Origin of the sequence: Sporosarcina sp. FA15, from assembly GCF_051550195.1 — a bacterium.
GTDB classification, from domain to species: domain Bacteria; phylum Bacillota; class Bacilli; order Bacillales_A; family Planococcaceae; genus Sporosarcina; species Sporosarcina psychrophila.
The window spans coordinates 2,042,977-2,064,070 of sequence record NZ_CP188818.1 but is presented as its reverse complement, the minus strand read 5'-3'; the positions used below and the strand labels follow the sequence as shown (position 1 = coordinate 2,064,070).

Here is a 21,094-nt window from a genome sequence, read left to right as displayed (position 1 = left end):
GGCGATACTAATGGACATCTACAAATTGCATTATCCAGAAACAATTACGATTGACGATGATGCGAATTACTCCCTTGCGATTGGTTTCTTTGACGGCTTGCATAGAGGTCATCAGACAGTGATCAACGAAGCGAAAAGAAAGGCCGAAGAACTAGGTATCCGCTCGGCTGTTATGACATTCGATCCGCATCCCTCTCATTTATTTGGTGATGGTGAAAATAAGGTAGGTTATATTACGCAGTATAAGGAAAAAGCTAGGCTACTTAGTGCAATGGGGATCGATGCTTTGTTCATCGTAACGTTTGACTGGGCACTTGCTTCGCTTTCGCCTAAGCAATTCGTGGATATTTTCTTGAAGGAACTACATGTTTTGCATGTTACTGCAGGGTTTGATTTTACATTCGGTTCGAAGGGCGCGGGCACCATGGAGCAGATGGCTGCTTTGTCAGACGGGGCATTCGGTACAACTGTTATTGAAAAAGTAACAGATAATGAGCAAAAGATTTCCTCAACACGGATTCGTGAGCTTTTGTCTAAAGGTAATGTTGAAGAGACAGAATTGCTTCTTGGCAGACCTTTCCGGACAGTGGGTATAGTCGTTGACGGCGAGAAAAGAGGAAGGCTGCTCGGATTCCCCACTGCCAACGTTATGCCAGAGAAAAGTACAGTGTTGCCTGCAAATGGCGTCTATGCAGTGCGTTTTACTGTGGATGAACAAACATATGAAGGTGTGTGTAATGTTGGCGTTAAACCGACGTTCCATGATCCAAGTGATAGACAGGCCGTCGTAGAAGTGCATGTACTCGATTTTACCGGAGATCTCTATGGTAAAGAAGCATTTGTAGACTGGGTGGGACATATCCGTCCTGAGCAAAAATTCGGTTCCATTGATCTGCTTGTCGAACAGATCGCCAAAGACAAAAAAAGCGCACAAGAGATTCTAGCAGTACGAGGATGATTGTTGCATTTCCAAAATAGGCGTGGTACTATAAATACGTGCCAATGTGCACAAACCATTCCTTGGCATCGCGAATCACCAACGCTTGCTCGGGAACCGGGGATATCTTACTATATGGAGGTGAAGAAGATGGCTATCACACAAGAACGTAAAAATGAATTGATCAGTGAATACAAAATTCATGATACTGATACTGGATCAGCAGATGTACAAATCGCTGTCCTTACAGAAGAGATCAATAACCTGACAGAACATTTCCGTCTTCATAAGAAAGACAACCACTCACGTCGTGGTCTTTACAAAATGATCGGAACTCGTAAAAGACTTTTGAGATACTTACGAGACAATGAAGTTCAGCGTTACCGTGATCTTATTGCTAAACTCGGCCTTCGCCGTTAATAAGATGACTATCGAAAGTGGGCCTCGTGCCCGCTTTTTTTTGTGCGTATTTTTAATTGCGTTTAACTTGTTATGACTGCCATGGGCCCTATTATGCTCGCCATGGGCGCGGTTATGACCGGCATGAGGCCTGTTATGCTCGCCATGGCTTCGATTATGACCGGCACTAGCCCTATTATGCTCGCCATGAACTTACTCGTAAAAAACCATGTCAATGCCTTTACTTTGAACATAAAGCACTACGACATGCTTATGCATTCACAGTGGTGTTGTATTAGTAGGTGGCAGTCTCCCGCCCTAAGACTGGCGGCGAGGCAGATTGCAGGAATTCTTTATGTCCTTTACTTCCGTGTTTCATTTCCTACAAAAAAGTCCATAACACCACTAATTTCGCCCATTCTATACTAGAAACCACAATAAAGTGGTATACTGTACAAATGTGCCATGATGACGGTTAATGATGATAAAAACTTGTGTTCACTGAGCGCTATCACTTACACTACTACTAAGTACATACACGTATACAGTCGAGGCTGGGATATGGAGAGGGGTTCAATTATGACCGAGAAAAAAGTTTATACACTAGATTGGGCAGGACGACCGTTGACAATTGAAACGGGACAACTTGCTAAACAGGCTAACGGAGCAGTACTTGTACGCTACGGGGAAACAACAGTACTTTCAACTGCAACATCTTCTAAAAATTCACGAGGATTAGATTTCTTCCCTCTTACAGTGAATTATGAAGAACGCATGTATGCTGTTGGGAAAATTCCAGGTGGCTTCATTAAACGTGAAGGACGTCCATCAGAAAAAGCGGTCTTAACGAGCCGACTAATCGACCGTCCAATCCGTCCTTTATTCGCAGACGGGTTCCGCAATGATGTACAAGTTATTTCACTTGTTATGTCAGTTGATCAAGATTGTTCATCTGAAATGGCAGCAATGCTCGGTTCTTCACTTGCATTGTCGATTTCTGACATTCCTTTCGAAGGACCAATCGCTGGTATTCAAATTGGATTAATCGACGGGAAATTCATCGTTAACCCAACACCGGCACAATTGGAGAAGAGTGAACTTGACCTTGTTGTCGCTGGTACGAAAGATGCGATCAACATGGTTGAAGCAGGCGCACAAGAAGTTGCGGAAGATATCATTCTTGAAGCAATTATGTTCGGACACGGTGAAATCATTAAACTGATTGAATTCCAAGAAAAAATCATTGCTGAAGTCGGCAAAGCGAAAACGGAAGTTGCACTATTCACATTGGATGAAACAATTATGTCCGATATTAAAAATAGCTGTGAAACCGATCTTGTTAATGCAATCCAAACTGTTGAGAAGCATGCGCGTGAAGATGCTATCAATGCAGTGAAAAACGAAGTAATCGAACGCTACAAAGAAAACGAAGCGGACGATGCGACGATGAAACAAGTAAAAGGCGTTTTGGATTATATGGTTAAAGAAGAAGTACGTCGCCTTATTACGGATGAAAAAATCCGTCCTGATGGCCGTGGCCTTGACGAAATTCGTCCACTTGCATCTGAAGTAGGCATCTTGCCACGTACGCACGGTTCAGGTCTCTTTACTCGCGGACAAACGCAAGCGCTTAGTGTTTGTACACTTGGAGCCCTTGGTGAAGTACAAATCATCGATGGTCTTGGTCTTGAAGAAACAAAACGTTTCATGCACCATTATAACTTCCCGAACTTCAGTGTTGGTGAAACGGGTCCAATCCGTGGACCAGGACGTCGTGAAATTGGGCACGGTGCACTTGGGGAACGCGCATTATCAGCGGTTATCCCGAATGATACTGATTTCCCGTACACAATTCGTCTAGTAGCTGAAGTACTCGAGTCAAACGGTTCATCTTCACAAGCATCGATCTGTGCGTCAACAATGGCCATGTTAGATGCGGGTGTTCCACTTAAAGCTCCAGTTGCGGGTATCGCAATGGGTCTTGTGAAAAAAGGGGACAACTACTCTGTTCTTTCCGATATTCAAGGGATGGAAGATCATCTTGGCGATATGGACTTCAAAGTAGCAGGAACTGACAAAGGAATCACTGCGCTTCAAATGGATATTAAAATCGATGGTCTTTCACGTGAAATCTTGGAAGAAGCATTGACACAAGCAAAAGTAGGTCGCTTGAAAATTTTAAACCATATGATCACAGCAATTTCAGGACCGCGTGAAGAGCTTTCAGAATATGCTCCGAAAATTATCGTTATCAAAATCAATCCAGACAAGATTCGTGACGTAATTGGGCCAGGCGGAAAAGTCATCAACAAGATCATCGAAGAGACGAATGTTAAAATCGATACTGAACAAGATGGTACGATTTATATCTCTTCTCCAAACAATGAAATGAATACCAAAGCGAAAGCGATGATTGAGAATATCGTTCGCGAAGCAAAAGTTGGCGAATACTATATGGCGAAAGTGAAACGCATTGAGAAATTCGGTGCCTTCCTTGAACTATTCCCAGGTAAAGACGGACTGCTCCACGTTTCTGAAATTGCAGAAGAGCGGACTAAAGTGGTTGAAGATGTCTTGAAAATGGGCGATGAAATGTTCGTAAAAGTAACTGAAGTTGATAACCAAGGACGCGTTAACTTGTCTAGAAAAATTGTCATTCTTGAAGAAAAAGAAGCAGCTGAAAAAGCGAATAGCTGAATCGACATACAGCACTAGAATGGAAAGCCCCTCTTCAAGTGAAGATGAGGGGCTTTTTCTTCATTGTCCAGTCTCTAGCGACCACACGCTCGGGTCATAAGTCAATCGGGAGGGATTGAACTGCATCCCTCCTTGGTGTCGCAGGACGCGGCGACTTTAGACTGCCTTCCTCTTGTGGTGAACTTAAGCTGAGTTCTCTAACTCGGTCCGCTTGCGCTTTTCTTCATCCATCAAATATACTATAAAAATAGAATAGAGTTTAAAAGGGGGATTCCAAGAATGATAGAAACACATGTATGCCGAAATGGCGTCAGAATCGTCCATGAAAAAATGCCGCATGTACGCTCGGTTGCATTAGGGATATGGGTAGGTGCAGGTTCAGGAGATGAGATGGAATCAGAAGCTGGAATCGCTCATTTTATTGAACATATGCTCTTTAAAGGAACGCCATCACGAAGTGCGCGCACGATAGCAGAGGAATTTGATCGGATTGGCGGAGACGTTAACGCCTTCACATCGAAAGAGATGACTTGTTATTACACGACGGTACTCGGACACCAGGCACCTCGCGCGCTATCCATCTTAACGGATATGTTTTTCAATTCGACGTTTGATGAAGCAGAAATTGAGAAAGAAAAGTCGATTGTCCTTGATGAAATTGCAGCAGTCGAAGATGCACCGGATGATGATGTAGACGAACGGTTATGGAGCGTTATGTTTCCAGAACAACCGATTGGTAAACCAGTTCTCGGTGATGAATCGACAATCAATACGTTCAACCGCAAAATGATAGATGACTTCATGGGTCGCACGTATACGCCTGATCAAGTTGTTATTTCAGTAGCTGGCAACTATGACAATCGATTAATACAGCTGATTGAAGTTCAATTCGGTTCATTCAAAAAGGACGAGAAGATTGAACAGTCGACACAAGTAGCTTTACCTGAATTCCACGGCGGTATTACGCTGAAAGAAAAAGATATTGAACAAGCCCATATCTGTATTGGCTTTACAGGGCTTACTGTAGACGATAAACGAATTCCAGAGTTAATTGTGTTGGATAGTATAATAGGCGGCTCGATGTCCTCGCGACTATTTCAGGAAGTCCGTGAAGAACGTGGTTTGGCCTACTCAATTCATTCCTATTTCTCCGCGTATAAAACGACGGGTGCATTCATGATATACGGTGGAACTTCCCCAGAGAATCTCAGAGAATTGTCCGATACGATTGATGAAGTAATTCAATCGATATTGACGGCAGGCGTTACAGAAAACGAATTGCATAATGCGAAAGAGCAGTTAAAAGGCGGGTTCCTGCTAGGTCTTGAAAGTTCAGAAGCAAGGATGCACCGCAACGGTAAAAATGAACTCATTTTAGAGGAGCATAAATCAGTCGATGAAGTTGTAGCTCTTATCGATAATATCGAATTAAATCAGGTCTATAGAATGGCAAACGACATCTTTAGTGGGCAACGGGCAACATCCATCATCGCCCCAAAGGATGTTCTAAAAGAATTTAATAGATGATTGCTAGCGTTAGTCAGTTTTCCCGTGCTCATCTCATATGATGGATGGAGACGAAGGAAAGGGGAATGACGATGCTACTTTCAGAACTTGCTCAGAAGGAGCTTATTCAAGTTGAGGACGGGGTCCGCTATGGTTATTTGGCGGATACCGACCTTATTTTTAACGGGAGAACAGGGGATATTATCGGATTTGAAATAAAGAAGAAGTTCGGTCGATTTTCATTCAAGAACCGTCAAGAACCTTCGGATGAATTCATACCTTGGCACGAAATTGTCTTGATTGGAGAACATCGTATTCTATTCGGAAAAACGCATAGTATGGATGAGTTGGCTAGCGATGAAAGATAATAACTGGCTCTTCATAGGGACGGACAGCAGATTGGCGGCTTGCAGCGACATCATGTTTGAAAGAGGATTTGCCACTCAACACATTGGAACCGATCATTATTCGGATGACCTTGGTGAAGTGATTGCGAACTATTCGCCAAGGCAAATTGTTTTCCCGATTTTACAAATGAAAAACGAAATTCCTCCTTTATTGCTAGAAGAGGGAACGGAACTCTATACAGGAGTCGCCTCGGAACCATGGCTGAAGCCTCTAAGAGAGGCAGGATTGTCACTCCATTGCTATCTAAAAGAAGAGCAATTCATCTGGCAAAATGCGAAGCTGACTGCCGAGGGATTCATCCATGAATACTATGCGCGCACAAAACGGTGCATTTCAGGGACTCCTTTCTCCGTGGCGGGCTTCGGCAAGGTTGGTAAGGCGACAGCACATGCATTGGCATCTTTAGGGGCTGTTGTGACTGTCGTTGCTAGGTCTGAAGCTCAGATTGGTGAAGCTTGTTATCACGGATATAAGACGGAGCAGTTAACGGACGATTGGGCAATGAAAGAGGGAATGCTGATTAACACGATTCCCGCAAAATGGCTTGTGGCTACTGAGAACCCCAGACTGCACATTTATGACCTTGCGTCAGCCCCGGGCTGCCTAAAGGCGCAACTTTCATCTGAATACTATACAGTACTCCTCGGATTACCGGGAAAACACTTTCCTGTAGATGCAGCAATCGCTTTGGCGGATGCGCTCGAGAGAATGTATAGAAGATGAAAGGGGAACACGATGCTAAAGGGAAAGAGGATAGGCCTTGGGATTACGGCGTCACATTGTACGTATGAGGAAATTATACCAGTCATTGATGCGCTAAAAGACGCGGGAGCAACCGTTGTGCCCGTTATCACTCACTCTGTTTTGACAGCCGCAACGCGTTTCGGAACTGGGGAAGAATGGATTGCACGAATTGAAGCCGCAACGGGTGAAAAAGTTATCTCTACAATTGTAGGAGCTGAACCATTCGGACCGAAAACTCCTGTCGATTGTATGGTTATCGCACCGATGACTGGGAATTCCATGAGCAGATTTGCTAACGCGGCAACAGATTCACCTGTCTTAATGGCTGCAAAAGCTACGTTACGGAATGAAAGTCCAGTACTTATAGGTATTTCAACAAACGATGCACTTGGCTTAAACGCAATGAACCTCATGAAGCTACTCAATATGAAAAATGTGTTTTTCATCCCTTTTGGGCAAGATGATCCAGTAAAAAAACCAAATTCACTTATCTCCGATTTCACGCTTATGGTACCTGCTACAGCTGCAGCTCTTGAAAAAAGACAACTTCAACCGTTATTAATTATTCATGACAAAAAATAAAAATACAGAGCAGAATAATCGGATATATGATATAATTCCTCCAATGAACTGCTAACGATGTAAGGGACAGAAGTATTTATGTTAATCATGCTGTTTTTTGTAGCAATTTGGAAAACAGTATAAAAAATGCATGTCCTGATTATTTATGCATCCGTATAAGCTGAAAGGGAGATAGAGATGAAAAAGGTTAATGTTGCAATAGTCGGTGCTACGGGAGCTGTGGGTACAAAAATTCTTGAAAAATTACTTGAACGTAATTTTCCAGTCCAATCAATTAAGCTGCTAGCCTCTAAGCGATCTGCAGGTGCAGAAATTACGGCAGGTGGCCATAAATATATTGTTGAAGAAACGGTTCCAGAATCATTCGAAGGCATTGACATCGCATTTTTCAGTGCGGGCGGATCTATTTCAGAAAAGTTTGCACATGAAGCAGTAAAAAGAGGAGCGGTCGTCATTGATAATACGAGCGCATTCCGGATGATTGAAGACATTCCGTTAGTTGTTCCTGAAGTGAACGCGGGAGCTTTAAGCGGACATACAGGAATCATTGCCAACCCAAACTGTTCGACGATTCAAATGGTGACTGCGCTGCAACCGATTCGTGAGAAGTTTGGATTGGATCGAATTATTGTTTCAACGTATCAGGCAGTATCAGGTGCCGGATCTGAAGCAATTGAAGAGTTGGAAAGTCAAAGTTTGCAGTTTGAAAACCGCTCGAAAATAGAAGCAGCTATTTTACCATCTGCTTCAGCAGAACGGCATTATCCAATCGCATTCAATGCGATTCCTCAAATTGATGCCTTCGATGCTTCAGGATATACACTTGAAGAGCTCAAAATGATGAATGAAACCAAAAAAATATTTGGTGATCAGAAATTGTCCGTGTCAGCGACATGTGTACGTCTACCTGTCGTAACAGGGCATTCTGAGTCGGTTTATATTGAAATTGGTAAAGAGGGAGTTTCTGTAGAAGAACTTCACGCTCTACTTGAAAATGCACCAGGCGTCGTCGTCCAAGACGATCCATCTAAACAATTGTATCCGATGCCATTATTTGCAGAAGGAAAAGACGAAGTGTTTGTGGGCCGTATAAGAAAAGACCCAGAACACCCGGCTGGATTCCATCTGTGGATTGTATCGGACAATCTCCTAAAAGGGGCGGCACTTAATTCGGTGCAAATCGCAGAAACTCTGCTTAACTAATAAAACAAAGTAAAGGGCTGATAACAATGGAGCTTGGACGCGTATCGACTGCAATGGTCACCCCTTTTTCATCAACGGGAGACATTGACTACGACAAAACTGCCAAACTGATTGAACACCTGATTGCGAATGGGAGTGATTCATTGGTCGTATGTGGTACGACTGGTGAATCTCCTACGCTTTCCGTAGAAGAGAAGGAAGCACTTTTTACGTTCACGATAAAAGAAGTAAACAAGCGCATACCAGTCATCGCGGGGACTGGTACGTTTTCTACAAAGGAAACCGTCAAGCTTACACGGATGGCGGAACGGGTTGGGGCTGACGGTATTATGCTCGTTGCACCTTACTACAACAAACCTGATCAAAAAGGAATGTACGCCCACTTCGCGCATGTCGCGGGTGAAACTAGCCTACCGGTGATGTTGTATAATATTCCGGGGCGCTCAGCTGTCAACATGCTTCCTGAAACGCTCATCGCTTTATCGAAAATAACAAATATCCGAGCAGTAAAAGAAGCGAGTGGAAACCTGGAGCAGATGGTGGACATTATTTCAGGGACGGATGAGGGATTTTCAGTTTATAGCGGGGACGACTCATTGGCATTACCGACCTTGGCGATAGGTGGAAAAGGTATCGTGTCGGTCGCTTCTCACGTTGCAGGCAATGAAATGCAGCAGATGATTGCTGCATTCAAAGATGGGCGAACAGAACAAGCTGGGGCGATGCATAGAGCGTTGCTACCTTTATTCCGTGCAATTTTTACCGCTCCCAACCCAGTGATGGTGAAATACGCGCTAGAAAAACTGGGTGTTGAAACTGGGGGAGTTAGATTGCCGTTGATAGCGCTCGAAGGCAATGATGAACCCTTTGATAACGTCTGGAAAAACTATAGAAAAAACCTTCATATTTTCAATTAATCGGAGCCGGTATCAATTACCGGCTTTTTTTGTTTGTACAGATAGCTTCAGTCCCGTATAATGAAATATAGTCGTTATGGACGGGAATTATTAATAGGAGGAAACAAAGTGACAAAAACAAAAAATGAACTAATTAGAATCATTCCACTCGGTGGAGTTGGAGAAATCGGGAAAGCAATGTACGTGGTCGAAGTTGATGACGAACTGTTCATCGTTGACGCGGGGCTTATGTTCCCTGAAGGAGAAATGCTTGGAATTGACATCGTCATTCCAGATATAAGTTATATTGAAGAAAACAAAGACCGCGTAAAAGGGATTTTCCTGACGCACGGTCACGAAGATGCAATCGGCTCGATTTCCTATCTTCTGCAAAAAGTACAAGCACCTGTCTATGGTTCTAAATTGACAATCGCATTGGCGAAAGAACATTTGAAAGAAATGCCGGCACCCTCGAACGTTAAGTTTTTTGAAGTGACGAACAAAAGCCGAATGAATTTTAAAGGTACGTACGTAACATTCTTCCATACGACACACAGCATACCAGATTCACTCGGAATCGTATTCCATACAAGTGAAGGGGCAATTGTCCATACCGGAGAATTCAAATTCGATCAGTCTGCTAAAGGGAAGTACCGTCCCGACATTGCGAAAATGGCGGCACTTGGTGAAGAAGGTGTCTTCATCCTAATGTCGGATTCTTCCGAAGCAGAGCGTCCCGGTTATACGACATCTGAGTCGGTTATCGAAAAAAGTCTATCTAAAACGTTCCACGGAGCAGAAGGTAGAATTCTTGTCGCGCTTTATGCGTCGAATTTTATCCGTATTCAGCAAGTATTCGATACGGCATTGGAAACAGGTAAAAAAGTGGCAGTCGTTGGGAAGAGTCTAGAAAGTTACTTCGAAGTCGGCATGAAACTCGGTTATTTAACGATTGAAGATGACATTGTCATCCCAGTCAAAGAAATCGAGAAGTATGATGATGATAGAGTTGTTATTATCGTGACAGGTAACCAAGGCGAGCCGCTTGATGCGCTTGAGAAAATTGTACGTAAACAGCATAGAGACTTACGTATCAAAGAAACAGATACAGTTCTTATTACGTTTACACCATCTCCTGGGATGGAAGTTTCGATGTTCCAGACAATGAATGATCTTGCAAAAGCTGGTGCAAATGTTCTTACTTCAAGTAAGAATGTCCACGTTTCAGGGCATGGTAGTTCGGAAGATTTGAAATTGATGCTGAACTTAATGCAACCTAGCTATTTCGTTCCAATCCAAGGCGAGTATCGGATGCTTATTGCGCATTCCAAACTTGCACAGGAGACAGGACTTCAGAAATCACAAATATTTATTGCAGATAAAGGCGACATTGTCGAATATAAAAACAATAAAATGCGCATGAGTGGACGAGTTCAAGCAGGTAATATTCTGATTGACGGAATTGGGGTAGGGGACGTTGGAAATATCGTACTCCGTGATCGTAAACTACTTTCACAGGATGGGATCTTTACAGTTGTTGTCACACTAAACCGTAAACAGAAACGCATCGCTGCAGGACCGGAAATCGTCTCTCGTGGATTCGTCTATGTACGTGAATCCGAAGAGCTTCTTGAAGAGTCTGCAAATCTTGTCAGAAAAATTGTTGAGAAGTATGTGAATAAAGAGACGTTCGAATGGACAAACATTAAACAAGAGATACGCGATACACTTAGTTCGTATCTGTATCAGCAAACGAAAAGAAGACCAATGATTATTCCTATAATAATGGAATACTAATACAACAACTATATTTATTGAACATATGAATACTTTCACACCTGTATAAACTGAGCAAAGGTGCCTTACAAGGCATCACTGAGCGCGGAAACGGGTAGAAGGAAATCTTTATTTCAGAGTATATAGAATCGATAATAATGCTACAAAGGGTTTCCTTGCCGTCTGACCGGCGGGAAACCCTTTTTTTGAAAAGGAGGTACCATAAATACATGGCTAGAAAATCAAGTAAGAAGAAAAAGAAATCAACCGCGCAGAAAAAGAAGTCATCCGATTTACATCCGTTGATCTATGAAGTGATGGGCTTGGTGATGATTGGTCTTGCCATCATCATTATATTTGAATTTGGAATTGCTGGGAGAGGCCTCTCTTCTTTGTCTAGATTTATTTTCGGTAACTGGCATGTTGCGATCCCACTCTTACTCATTGTTCAGGCACTTATGTTCATGATAAAACAGAAGGTAGGCGGTTGGAGAAACCGTGTTGTAGGAGGATGTTTATTCATCCTGGCAAGTTTTGTTCTGTTTAGTCATGTCCATTTGTTCAAGGAACTGTATGAAAGCCGTGTTCTTATGTCGAATTCGGCGCTTAAAGAAACATGGAAAGTGCTTATCACAAATGATGGCATCACATCGAGGAGTGGAGCGCTCGGGGGAGGAATGACGGGGGCAATTCTATTTGCCATGTTCTACTCGTTGTTTGACTCGGCTGGGGCAACAGTTGCAGGTATTTTATTGTTTTTAATCGGTATTGTTCTCTTAACGGGCAAAGCGCTTGTTCCATATGCAGCCGAACATTTCCCGAAACTACTTAAATCGATGAAAGATTCAATTCCAAAAAAAGGATCAGTAGTTAAAAAATCTTCGAGCGAATCAAGAACGACTCGCTCGAAGAGAAAAGCTAATACAGCTGATGAACAAGCTGTGCAAAATCTACCTCCGCACCAACCGGAAATCGAAGAGGTTGTATCACAACCAATCATTTCGGCCTTTAGTGAAAGGAGAGATAAGCCTGTTGAGGACGAGCAGGCGGCAGTTGTAGAAGAAGGGCAACTACAAGAACAACAGGAAGTTGCCGTAGAAGTCAATGCTTACACAGGTGTCACAGGAGAAGAGGAGAATGAATCTTACATCTTGCCTCCACCGTCATTACTGAAACAAACGCCCATTATCGATCAATCGGAAGAGTACAATTCGATTCAGGCGAATGCGCAAAAACTTGAACGAACTTTCCTTAGTTTCGGCGTGAAAGCGAAGGTTACTGAGGTGCATCTTGGACCGGCTGTCACGAAGTATGAAGTGTTACCGGATACGGGCGTCAAAGTAAGCCGTATCGTGAGCCTCGCTGACGACATAGCACTTGCACTAGCAGCAAGTGGAATTCGTATCGAAGCCCCGATTCCAGGGAAGTCTGCAATCGGTATCGAAGTCCCAAACAGTTCGGTTGCTGTTGTCAGTCTGAGGGAAGTCATTGAAGCAAAAGAGAATAATCGTCCTGATTCAAAATTAATGATTTCACTAGGGCGTGACGTAACAGGACAGGCGATGCTGGCAGAATTGAATAAGATGCCGCACGTTCTGATTGCCGGTTCAACAGGTAGTGGTAAAAGTGTATGTATCAACGGCATTATTGTCAGTATCTTAATGCGTGCAAAACCGCATGAAGTGAAAATGATGATGATCGATCCTAAAATGGTTGAGCTCAATGTCTATAACGGTGTTCCACACTTGCTTGCCCCGGTCGTCACGGATCCACGGAAAGCATCTCAAGCACTGAAGAAAGTTGTTTCTGAGATGGAAAGACGTTACGAATTGTTTTCTCACACAGGAACTAGAAATATTGAAGGATACAATGAACATATCGAAGTCTGGAACGAAGAGAATGAGGAAAAGCATCCACGCATGCCGTACATCGTCGTTATTGTGGATGAGCTCGCGGACCTCATGATGGTCGCCTCCAGCGATGTGGAAGATTCAATCACACGGCTCGCACAAATGGCCCGTGCTGCTGGGATTCACTTGATTATTGCGACACAACGACCGAGTGTTGACGTTATAACGGGCATCATAAAAGCGAACATCCCATCTAGGATTGCATTTGCAGTGTCATCGTCAATCGATTCAAGAACAATTTTGGATGGCGGCGGTGCGGAAAAACTACTTGGTAGGGGGGACATGCTGTTCCTTCCGGCGGGTGTCGCAAAACCGGTCCGGATTCAAGGGGCGTTCGTGACGGATGCAGAAGTTGAGGCAGTTGTCGATTTTGTTATTGAGCAGCAGAAAGCTCAATATCAAGAAGAAATGATTCCAACAGAAATAGAAGAAGTAGCACCACATGAAGAAACGGATGACTATTACGATGAAGCAGTTCAACTTGTGACGGACATGCAGACAGCTTCCGTCTCCTTATTGCAGCGTCGTTTCAGGGTCGGCTATTCGAGAGCCGCACGCATTGTAGATCAGATGGAGATGCGGGGGATTGTAGGACCACCTGAAGGCAGTAAACCGCGTCAAGTGCTAATGAGTAAGGACGAAACGGATATTTAATCCTGAAAAGAATGGCAGAATAGGTATATTTGAGCACATCAAAAGAACACATTGATAATATTTTTCGAAGTATTGTTTATTTTATATGACGAAAGTGATATAGTATGGATGATTAGTAGTGACGTTTAACATCAGAGGTCTGACCTCGTTGAGGGGGAGATGTAATGATGGTAAAGGCGGACCAAAGGCATCTATATGTCCAGGTGATTGAACGTCTGAAAAAGGACATTGAATCGGGAATATTCAAAGAGAATGAGCGGTTCCCTTCGGAATTTGAACTCGCTCGTACGTTGGGTGTCAGCCGTGCAACACTCCGTGAAGCACTTCGTGTATTAGAGGAGGATAAAGTCATTGTCCGTAAACATGGTGTTGGAACATTCGTTAAACCAAAACCATTGTTTTCATCTGGCATTGAAAACTTAACCAGTGTTTCTTCTATGATTCGTGATGCGGGGATGGAGCCAGGAACGATTTTTATGGACGTTTTAGAGACGATACCATGTGATGAAAGTATCGCAAAGTTCGGATGTAGTGAAGATGAGCGTCTAGTTACAATTAAAAGAGTAAGGACTGCGGACGGCGACCCGGTCGTCTATTGTATTGATAAGGTTCTTTCAAAAAATCTTTCGTCTGGAACGGACGAGTTATTGAATAATTCCCTATTCGACGCAATCGAAAAGTCAGGTACAATCCGTATTGTTCAAGCTGTGGCGCACATTGAACCTGTTGGATACGATGATGAAGCATCGTCCATCCTGAGGTGTGGGATTGACGTTCCACTCCTTGTCCTCCGGCAACATCATTACAGTGAGGAAGGCGAAATGGTCCTCTACTCGAAAAATTATTTTCGAGCTGATAAATTCAGCTTCCACGTAGTACGCAAAAGGGTATAAGACGTTAATACGTCCTACTAATATGAAGAAAACAAGGGGGTTCCAACAATGGGCAAACGTAAATTTGGTTTAGCTTTATCGATGGTTCTAGCTGCAGGCACACTACTTGGTGCATGCGGAACGGATAAAGCGAAAGACAAAGAAGGTTCTACAAACGGTTCGAAAGAAGATACTTTTTCAATCGCAATGGTAACTGATACAGGCGGTGTTGACGACAAATCGTTCAACCAATCTGCTTGGGCAGGAATTAAAGAATACGGCAAAGAGAATAACTATACAAAAGGCGATGGCGGTTTTGATTATTTACAATCAAAAGAAGACGCTGAATACCTACCAAACTTAAACAAACTAGTTCAACGTGATTTTGATCTAATCTATGGAATTGGTTTCCTTTTGAAAGAGTCAATCGAGGAAGTTGCAACACAACGTCCTGACAACAATTTCGCACTTGTTGACGAGGTTTCTGACCTTCCAAACGTAGCAAGTCTTATGTTCAAAGAGCAAGAAGGCGCATTCCTTGCGGGTGTTGCAGCTGCTCGTATGACGAAATCCGATAAAATCGGTTTTGTCGGCGGTATGGAAATTCCCGTTATCGAACGTTTTGAAGCTGGATTCATTGCAGGTGTTGCTGCAGTGAAACCTGAAATAAAAGTGGATGTACAGTATACAGGCGACTTTGCAAAAGCTGAACTTGGTAAAGCAACAGCAAACCGTATGTACTCTTCAGGCGTAGATATTATTTTCCACGCTGCCGGCGGTTCTGGTAATGGTGTATTCTCTGAAGCTAAAGAACGTAAAAAAGCAGATCCAGATGCATATGTATGGGTAATCGGCGTTGACTCTGACCAATACGATGAAGGTAAAGTAGGCGACGATAACATTACATTGACTTCAATGCTTAAACGTGTTGACATTGCAGTTAAAAACACGGCGGATCTAGCTGCTAAAGGCGAATTCCCTGGCGGTGAAGTAACAACTTTCGGTCTTGCTGACAACGGTATTGCACTTGCTGATTCGCACGGAGCAATTCCACAAGATGTATTAGACGAAGTTGAAAAATTCACTAAGCAAATTGCCGACGGTGAAATCGAAGTTCCAGAATTCAGAGCTAAAAAATAATAAAAGAAATAAGCAATCATGAAGGCCGATTTATTTCGGTCTCCATGATTCTCCTTTAAATTACTAGAAGAAAAGATGCCGTTCGAGGTTTCTTTTCTTCTGTTAATTTAACTTCATTCAGCAATTTTTTTGTACTGAAAGCGAAGTGTCAGCAACAGAAGTCTCCCACTTCTATAAATGGTGAGATGAATGCAAACGAAGCCTACAATTCAGTGGGGGTTCAAACCCCTGCTGAATTGTAACCCAAAGCCTCCGGCGGATGTCACAGATTTTGTAGAGAGTTAAAAGCTCAATTCAAAATCTTGACGCAATCACACCGAGGCGTGATTGATTCTTACATACGCAGACGCGAGGGAGTGGACCCAGTGGAATATGTTATTGAAATGTTGAATATTCGAAAAGAGTTCGGTAATTTTGTTGCGAACGACGATATTACGCTTCAGCTTGAAAAAGGTGAAATCCATGCTTTATTAGGCGAGAACGGAGCAGGGAAATCTACGTTAATGAATGTGCTGTTTGGGCTTTACCAGCCTGAAGGTGGAGAAATTCGGGTACGAGGAACAGCGACGGCTATTACAGATCCGAACGTCGCGAACAGATTGGGGATCGGAATGGTTCACCAACATTTCATGCTTGTTGAAAATCTAACTGTCACTGAAAATATTATTCTGGGTAATGAACCGAAAAAAATGGGCATGATCAACGTTAAAGACGCTGCAAAAAAAGTGGCCGAGATTTCGCAATTATATGGACTTGATGTAGATCCTTATGCAAAAATCGAAGATATATCGGTCGGTATGCAACAGCGGGTAGAAATTTTGAAAACGCTTTATCGTGGAGCAGAAATTCTTATTTTCGATGAACCGACTGCATCTTTGACACCGCAAGAAATCACGGAATTAATTTCAATTATGAAGAAACTGATTGAAGAAGGAAAATCGATTATCATCATCACACACAAACTTCAGGAAATAATGGATGTCTCCGATCGGGTGACGGTTATCCGCAAAGGTAAAGGGATTGGAACAGTTATTACTTCAGAAACAAATCCGGAAGAGCTAGCAACATTGATGGTAGGACGTCAAGTAACATTTAAAACGGAAAAAGGGCCGTCCTATCCGGCCGAAGAAGTTCTCCATGTAGAAAACCTAGTTGTTGAAGATTATCGCGGTATACCGAAAGTGAAAGGGTTAAATCTATCCGTTCGTAAAGGTGAAATCGTAGGAATCGCGGGAATTGACGGCAATGGACAGTCAGAATTGATTGAGGCAATCGCGGGTCTTCGTAAAGTGAAAAGTGGAAAAATTTTCATAGATTCAAAGGATGTAACTGGGAAAAAGCCACGTGAAATAACAGAATCCGGTCTCGGTCATATTCCGCAAGACCGCCATAAGCATGGCCTTGTTCTCGATTTCACTGTTGGCTATAATGTGGCGTTGCAAACGTATTACAAAGAACCTTTATCCAAAAAAGGCATTATGAATTATAAACTCGTATCTAAGAAAGCAAAAGAAATCATCGACATGTTTGACGTGCGGACACAAGGTGAGCATGAGTTAGTCCGTTCGCTTTCAGGCGGTAATCAGCAAAAACTTATTATTGGACGAGAAGTAGATCGTAACCCGGAATTACTGATTGCAGCACTTCCAACACGTGGTCTTGATGTTGGTGCAATTGAATTCATTCATAAAAAGTTAATTGAACAACGTGATAATGGAAAAGCAGTTCTTCTCATTTCATTTGAACTAGATGAGGTCATGAACGTTTCTGACCGAATTGCAGTTATTTATGACGGAGAAATCGTTGATACAGTTATTCCAACGGAAACAACAGAGCAGCAACTCGGCCTTCTTATGGCAGGACACTCCAGGGACAAGGGCGCTGTTACGCTGAAAGAAGGTGATGATAACCATGTCGAATAGGTTTGTAAATATACTGGTACCCATCATCTCGATTATTTTGGGATTGTTAGTGGGAGCAGCCGTAATGTGGTTCAGCGGATACGATCCGGTTGCTGGCTATATCGCGTTATGGAAAGGGATCTTCGGGGATATGTATTCTATCGGAGAAACAATCAGGCAAATAAGCCCTTATATACTAGCGGGTCTTGCGGTTGCATTTGCATTCCGTTCAGGGCTTTTCAATATTGGGGTAGAAGGACAATTGATTGTTGGTTGGTTTGCAGCGGCATATGTCGGTATGGCATTTGAATTACCGAAATTTATCCACTTACCACTTGCCCTTATTGCAGCAGCATTAGCAGGAGCACTATGGGGACTGATTCCAGGTATTTTAAAAGCAACGCTTCATGTACACGAAGTTATTGTTACAATAATGATGAACTACATCGCACTTCATACAGTAAATGCGTTAATAAAAGCGGTTTCTGAAGGTGGATATAAGACAGAAAAAATCCACCAGACGGCATCGTTACGTTCAGAATTCTTATCTAATCTAACTGACTTCTCTACATTGCACTACGGAATCTTTGTCGCACTGGCGATGGTTGCAGTTATGTGGTTCATTTTGGAGAAAACGAAAACTGGATATGAGCTAAAATCGGTCGGATTTAACGACCATGCTTCTCAATATGCGGGAATGAATGTGAAAAAGAACATTATTCTTTCAATGGTTGTTTCTGGCGCTTTTGCAGGGCTTGGAGGAGCGATGGAAGCTCTTGGGACATTTGGTAATATGGTGACGCGTAGTGCATTCACAGGTATTGGGTTTGACGGGATTGCAGTTGCACTATTAGGTGCTAATACGCCAATAGGTGTTATCTTCGGGGCATCCTTGTTTGGTTCGTTAAAATACGGAGCCGGAAATATGCCGAATGAGGCAGGGGTGCCAGTTGAAATTGTTTCAATTGTAATTGCACTTATCATATTCTTTGTTGCATCGGGCTATATCATCCGTGTTCTTCTTAGCAAGATGAAAAAGAAAAAGGAGGCAAAATGATATGAGTTTTCTTGAGATAATTTATTTCATCATTCCGTTAACCATTTCATACGCTGCCCCTCTTATTTTCACTGCAATCGGAGGCGTGTTCTCGGAACGTGCAGGTGTAGTTAACATTGGGCTTGAAGGACTCATGGTAATGGGTGCTTTTATCGGTATTATATTCAATCTAACTTATGCCGATACATTTGGTTCTTGGACACCATGGCTTGCCTTACTTGTAGCAATGGTTGTTTCCGCAATCTTCTCCATTATGCACGCGGTCGCATCGATTACATTCCGTGCTGACCAAGTAGTATCAGGGGTTGCCATTAACATGCTAGGGATTGCTATTGCTTTGTTCTCTGTAAAAATGATTTTTGACAAAGGACAGACGGATTTCATCCAACAAAGCATTCCGCGTTTCAACGTTCCAATTTTACATGACATTCCGGTTATCGGACCAATGTTTTTCACTGGGATTTATGGTTCATCGATATTGGCAATTGGCCTTGCTTTTTTAGCTTGGTTCATCATTTATAAAACACCATTTGGTCTTCGTCTAAGGTCGGTTGGGGAACACCCGATGGCTGCTGATACAATGGGCATCAACGTAACTAAAATTCGCTATATTGCGGTTATCATTTCAGGTGGTCTTGCTGGTATTGGTGGCGCTATCTATTCTCAAACAATGACGAATGATTTCAGTCATGCGACAATTAACGGACAAGGATTCATGGCACTTGCTGCAATGATCTTTGGTAAATGGCATCCGATTGGTGCAATGGGAGCTGCATTGTTCTTTGGTTTCGCACAAGCACTTGCTATCAGTTCATCAAGCATATCGTACTTGGAAAATGTTCCGGCTGTTTATTTCCACATTTTGCCGTATGCATTAACCATTCTTGCGCTAGCAGGATTCATTGGAAGAGCAAATGCACCAAAAGCGAGTGGACAACCGTATATCAAAGGAAATCGTTAAAAAGTGAAAATGCCCCGATAGTCTGTTACGTTGGACTTAGGGGCATTTTTGGGCCTTCAGCATACGATATTTCATATAAGTTACGATGCATCCGCTAGTTTATTTGCATCTTTTGACTTATGGAATGTATAGTGAAGTGAGGATTCCGCATATTAACTAAAACAGAGGTGTTTATATGTTCAAAAAAGTTGAGCTACAAGAGGGCGTCACATTATATATCCGCAAGTCAGAACAGTTCAAAACTGTCAATTTCTCGGTCAAGTGGAAAACGGCTCTTGATGAAAAGAAATCGGCTCCTCGCGCAGTATTGGCGAATATTTTAGAAGAATCTAACGGTCGATACAGGTCACAAACTGAGTTCCGCAATGCGTTAGATGAATTATACGGAACAGTATTGTACACAGATGCTGGAAAACGTGGAGAAACGCATATCGTGTCTCTATCAGCTGAATGTGTAAATGACGAATATCTATCTGAAGGTGGCGTGCTTGAAGAAGTACTAAGCTTGATCAAAACAGTCATTTTTGACCCGAATGTCGTGGACGGACAGTTCGATGAAACAGTTGTTAACCGTGAAAAAAGGTCAGTGAAAGAGCGAATTCGTTCGCTTTACGATGACAAGACACGTTATGCTCAAAAGCGTATGCTTGAATTATTACGTCCCGATAGCGCCGCATCTGCACCGTCATATGGAACGGAAGAGGATGTAGATGCACTTACATCTGCAGACCTATTTGCAGCATACGAAAGTATGCTAAACGAAGATGAAATTGATATCTACGTTGTCGGTGACATTGACGAAGATGAAATGACAGAAAAAATCAGGTCACTATTAACATTCAATAGCCGTAAAGTGCATGAACGTCAAACTGCTACACAACAAACGGCGACTCAAGAAAGGGAAGTCCGTCATGTTCGCGAAAAACAAGACATGAAACAAGGAAAACTCCATTTAGGCTTCACCACTCCAGTTACATTCCGTCACCCTGATTATGCGAAAATGCAAATGACAAACGGAGTTTTCGGCGGTTTTGCGCATAGTAAGCTTTTCATTAACGTCCGTGAAAAAGAAAGCATGGCGTATTACGCATCTAGTTCCTATTCTTCGCATTATGGACTTCTCTATGTAATGGCGGGAATTGATGCTGAACTGGAAGAAAAAGCCGTAAAACTTATTAGTGAACAACTTACTGCACTTCAACAAGGTGAAATTACAGACCTTGAAATGGAACAGACAAAAGCCTTACTTGCTAACGGTATTAAAAGTGCGTTTGATTCTGCAAGAGGACAGATTGAAGTATTTGATCAATACAAAGAGCTGGATGAAAATTTCACAGCAGATACAATCATTGCAGGCTGGGAATCCGTTACAAAAGACGATGTTAAAAATATGGCATCTGAAATTAAACTAGAAATCGTCTATCTGTTATCGGGCAAGGAGGCTAATTAAT

Annotated in this window: 17 protein-coding genes; all 17 read left to right on the top strand. The window is 42.7% G+C overall.

All coding sequences use genetic code 11. The features are described from left to right. Window positions 1-10 precede the first annotated feature (10 nt). The 17 genes from ACP8HG_RS09945 to yfmF all read left to right on the top strand — a co-directional run bounded on the left by ACP8HG_RS09945 (window position 11) and on the right by yfmF (window position 21,093). Window positions 11-958, top strand: a complete 948-nt coding sequence (locus ACP8HG_RS09945) for a bifunctional riboflavin kinase/FAD synthetase (RefSeq protein WP_187045371.1) — start codon at window positions 11-13, stop codon at window positions 956-958. A 129-nt stretch (window positions 959-1,087) separates the two neighbouring features. Beyond that, window positions 1,088-1,357 (top strand): 30S ribosomal protein S15, encoded by a 270-nt coding sequence (gene rpsO, locus ACP8HG_RS09940; protein WP_067211137.1) that lies wholly within the window; start codon window positions 1,088-1,090, stop codon window positions 1,355-1,357. Window positions 1,358-1,915: 558 nt separating this feature from the next. Then, on the top strand, window positions 1,916-4,033 hold the full coding sequence (gene pnp, locus ACP8HG_RS09935) for a polyribonucleotide nucleotidyltransferase (protein ID WP_067211135.1): 2,118 nt from the start codon (window positions 1,916-1,918) through the stop codon (window positions 4,031-4,033). Window positions 4,034-4,312: 279 nt separating this feature from the next. Continuing rightward, a complete protein-coding gene (locus tag ACP8HG_RS09930; protein WP_438298577.1) occupies window positions 4,313-5,560 on the top strand; it encodes a M16 family metallopeptidase in 1,248 nt (415 codons plus the stop codon). Between the two features lie 71 nt (window positions 5,561-5,631). Next, window positions 5,632-5,907, top strand: coding sequence for a YlmC/YmxH family sporulation protein (locus ACP8HG_RS09925; protein ID WP_067211130.1), 276 nt, complete (start codon window positions 5,632-5,634; stop codon window positions 5,905-5,907). Further along, a complete protein-coding gene (locus ACP8HG_RS09920; protein WP_438298576.1) occupies window positions 5,897-6,670 on the top strand; it encodes an NAD(P)-dependent oxidoreductase in 774 nt (257 codons plus the stop codon). The genes ACP8HG_RS09925 and ACP8HG_RS09920 overlap by 11 nt, the downstream gene beginning before the upstream one ends. Before the next feature lie 12 nt (window positions 6,671-6,682). Continuing rightward, on the top strand, window positions 6,683-7,273 hold the full coding sequence (locus ACP8HG_RS09915) for a dipicolinate synthase subunit B (RefSeq protein WP_187045368.1): 591 nt from the start codon (window positions 6,683-6,685) through the stop codon (window positions 7,271-7,273). A gap of 177 nt (window positions 7,274-7,450) precedes the next feature. Then, on the top strand, window positions 7,451-8,476 hold the full coding sequence (locus ACP8HG_RS09910) for an aspartate-semialdehyde dehydrogenase (RefSeq protein WP_067211122.1): 1,026 nt from the start codon (window positions 7,451-7,453) through the stop codon (window positions 8,474-8,476). A gap of 26 nt (window positions 8,477-8,502) precedes the next feature. Further along, on the top strand, window positions 8,503-9,393 hold the full coding sequence (gene dapA, locus ACP8HG_RS09905) for a 4-hydroxy-tetrahydrodipicolinate synthase (protein WP_342538726.1): 891 nt from the start codon (window positions 8,503-8,505) through the stop codon (window positions 9,391-9,393). A gap of 108 nt (window positions 9,394-9,501) precedes the next feature. Next, entirely contained in the window at window positions 9,502-11,169 is a 1,668-nt protein-coding gene (locus ACP8HG_RS09900; protein WP_067211116.1) for a ribonuclease J, read from the top strand. Between the two features lie 209 nt (window positions 11,170-11,378). Then, window positions 11,379-13,712, top strand: coding sequence for a DNA translocase FtsK (locus tag ACP8HG_RS09895; protein ID WP_438298575.1), 2,334 nt, complete (start codon window positions 11,379-11,381; stop codon window positions 13,710-13,712). Window positions 13,713-13,876: 164 nt separating this feature from the next. After that, complete coding sequence (locus ACP8HG_RS09890) at window positions 13,877-14,605, top strand: GntR family transcriptional regulator (protein WP_067211112.1); 729 nt, start codon at window positions 13,877-13,879, stop codon at window positions 14,603-14,605. Window positions 14,606-14,653: 48 nt separating this feature from the next. Beyond that, on the top strand, window positions 14,654-15,724 hold the full coding sequence (locus ACP8HG_RS09885) for a BMP family lipoprotein (protein ID WP_338655904.1): 1,071 nt from the start codon (window positions 14,654-14,656) through the stop codon (window positions 15,722-15,724). 365 nt (window positions 15,725-16,089) lie between these two features. Then, window positions 16,090-17,646, top strand: coding sequence for an ABC transporter ATP-binding protein (locus tag ACP8HG_RS09880; protein ID WP_187045363.1), 1,557 nt, complete (start codon window positions 16,090-16,092; stop codon window positions 17,644-17,646). After that, window positions 17,636-18,682, top strand: coding sequence for an ABC transporter permease (locus ACP8HG_RS09875; RefSeq protein ID WP_187045362.1), 1,047 nt, complete (start codon window positions 17,636-17,638; stop codon window positions 18,680-18,682). Before ACP8HG_RS09880 ends, ACP8HG_RS09875 begins: the two co-directional genes overlap by 11 nt. 1 nt (window position 18,683) lies before the next feature. Continuing rightward, on the top strand, window positions 18,684-19,643 hold the full coding sequence (locus ACP8HG_RS09870; protein ID WP_338655906.1) for an ABC transporter permease: 960 nt from the start codon (window positions 18,684-18,686) through the stop codon (window positions 19,641-19,643). Window positions 19,644-19,818: 175 nt separating this feature from the next. After that, window positions 19,819-21,093, top strand: coding sequence for an EF-P 5-aminopentanol modification-associated protein YfmF (gene yfmF, locus ACP8HG_RS09865; protein WP_187045360.1), 1,275 nt, complete (start codon window positions 19,819-19,821; stop codon window positions 21,091-21,093). Window position 21,094 lies beyond the last annotated feature (1 nt).

What these genes read in the sequence shown, in the direction of transcription:
- ACP8HG_RS09890 (WP_067211112.1), top strand. Translation starts at nt 13,877, where the DNA reads ATGATGGTAAAGGCGGACCAAAGGCATCTATATGTCCAGGTGATTGAA.
- ACP8HG_RS09945 (WP_187045371.1), top strand. Translation starts at nt 11, where the DNA reads ATGGACATCTACAAATTGCATTATCCAGAAACAATTACGATTGACGAT.
- ACP8HG_RS09870 (WP_338655906.1), top strand. Translation starts at nt 18,684, where the DNA reads ATGAGTTTTCTTGAGATAATTTATTTCATCATTCCGTTAACCATTTCA.
- yfmF (WP_187045360.1), top strand. Translation starts at nt 19,819, where the DNA reads ATGTTCAAAAAAGTTGAGCTACAAGAGGGCGTCACATTATATATCCGC.
- dapA (WP_342538726.1), top strand. Translation starts at nt 8,503, where the DNA reads ATGGAGCTTGGACGCGTATCGACTGCAATGGTCACCCCTTTTTCATCA.
- ACP8HG_RS09925 (WP_067211130.1), top strand. Translation starts at nt 5,632, where the DNA reads ATGCTACTTTCAGAACTTGCTCAGAAGGAGCTTATTCAAGTTGAGGAC.
- ACP8HG_RS09910 (WP_067211122.1), top strand. Translation starts at nt 7,451, where the DNA reads ATGAAAAAGGTTAATGTTGCAATAGTCGGTGCTACGGGAGCTGTGGGT.
- ACP8HG_RS09895 (WP_438298575.1), top strand. Translation starts at nt 11,379, where the DNA reads ATGGCTAGAAAATCAAGTAAGAAGAAAAAGAAATCAACCGCGCAGAAA.
- ACP8HG_RS09915 (WP_187045368.1), top strand. Translation starts at nt 6,683, where the DNA reads ATGCTAAAGGGAAAGAGGATAGGCCTTGGGATTACGGCGTCACATTGT.
- ACP8HG_RS09875 (WP_187045362.1), top strand. Translation starts at nt 17,636, where the DNA reads ATGTCGAATAGGTTTGTAAATATACTGGTACCCATCATCTCGATTATT.
- ACP8HG_RS09920 (WP_438298576.1), top strand. Translation starts at nt 5,897, where the DNA reads ATGAAAGATAATAACTGGCTCTTCATAGGGACGGACAGCAGATTGGCG.
- ACP8HG_RS09885 (WP_338655904.1), top strand. Translation starts at nt 14,654, where the DNA reads ATGGGCAAACGTAAATTTGGTTTAGCTTTATCGATGGTTCTAGCTGCA.
- ACP8HG_RS09930 (WP_438298577.1), top strand. Translation starts at nt 4,313, where the DNA reads ATGATAGAAACACATGTATGCCGAAATGGCGTCAGAATCGTCCATGAA.
- pnp (WP_067211135.1), top strand. Translation starts at nt 1,916, where the DNA reads ATGACCGAGAAAAAAGTTTATACACTAGATTGGGCAGGACGACCGTTG.
- rpsO (WP_067211137.1), top strand. Translation starts at nt 1,088, where the DNA reads ATGGCTATCACACAAGAACGTAAAAATGAATTGATCAGTGAATACAAA.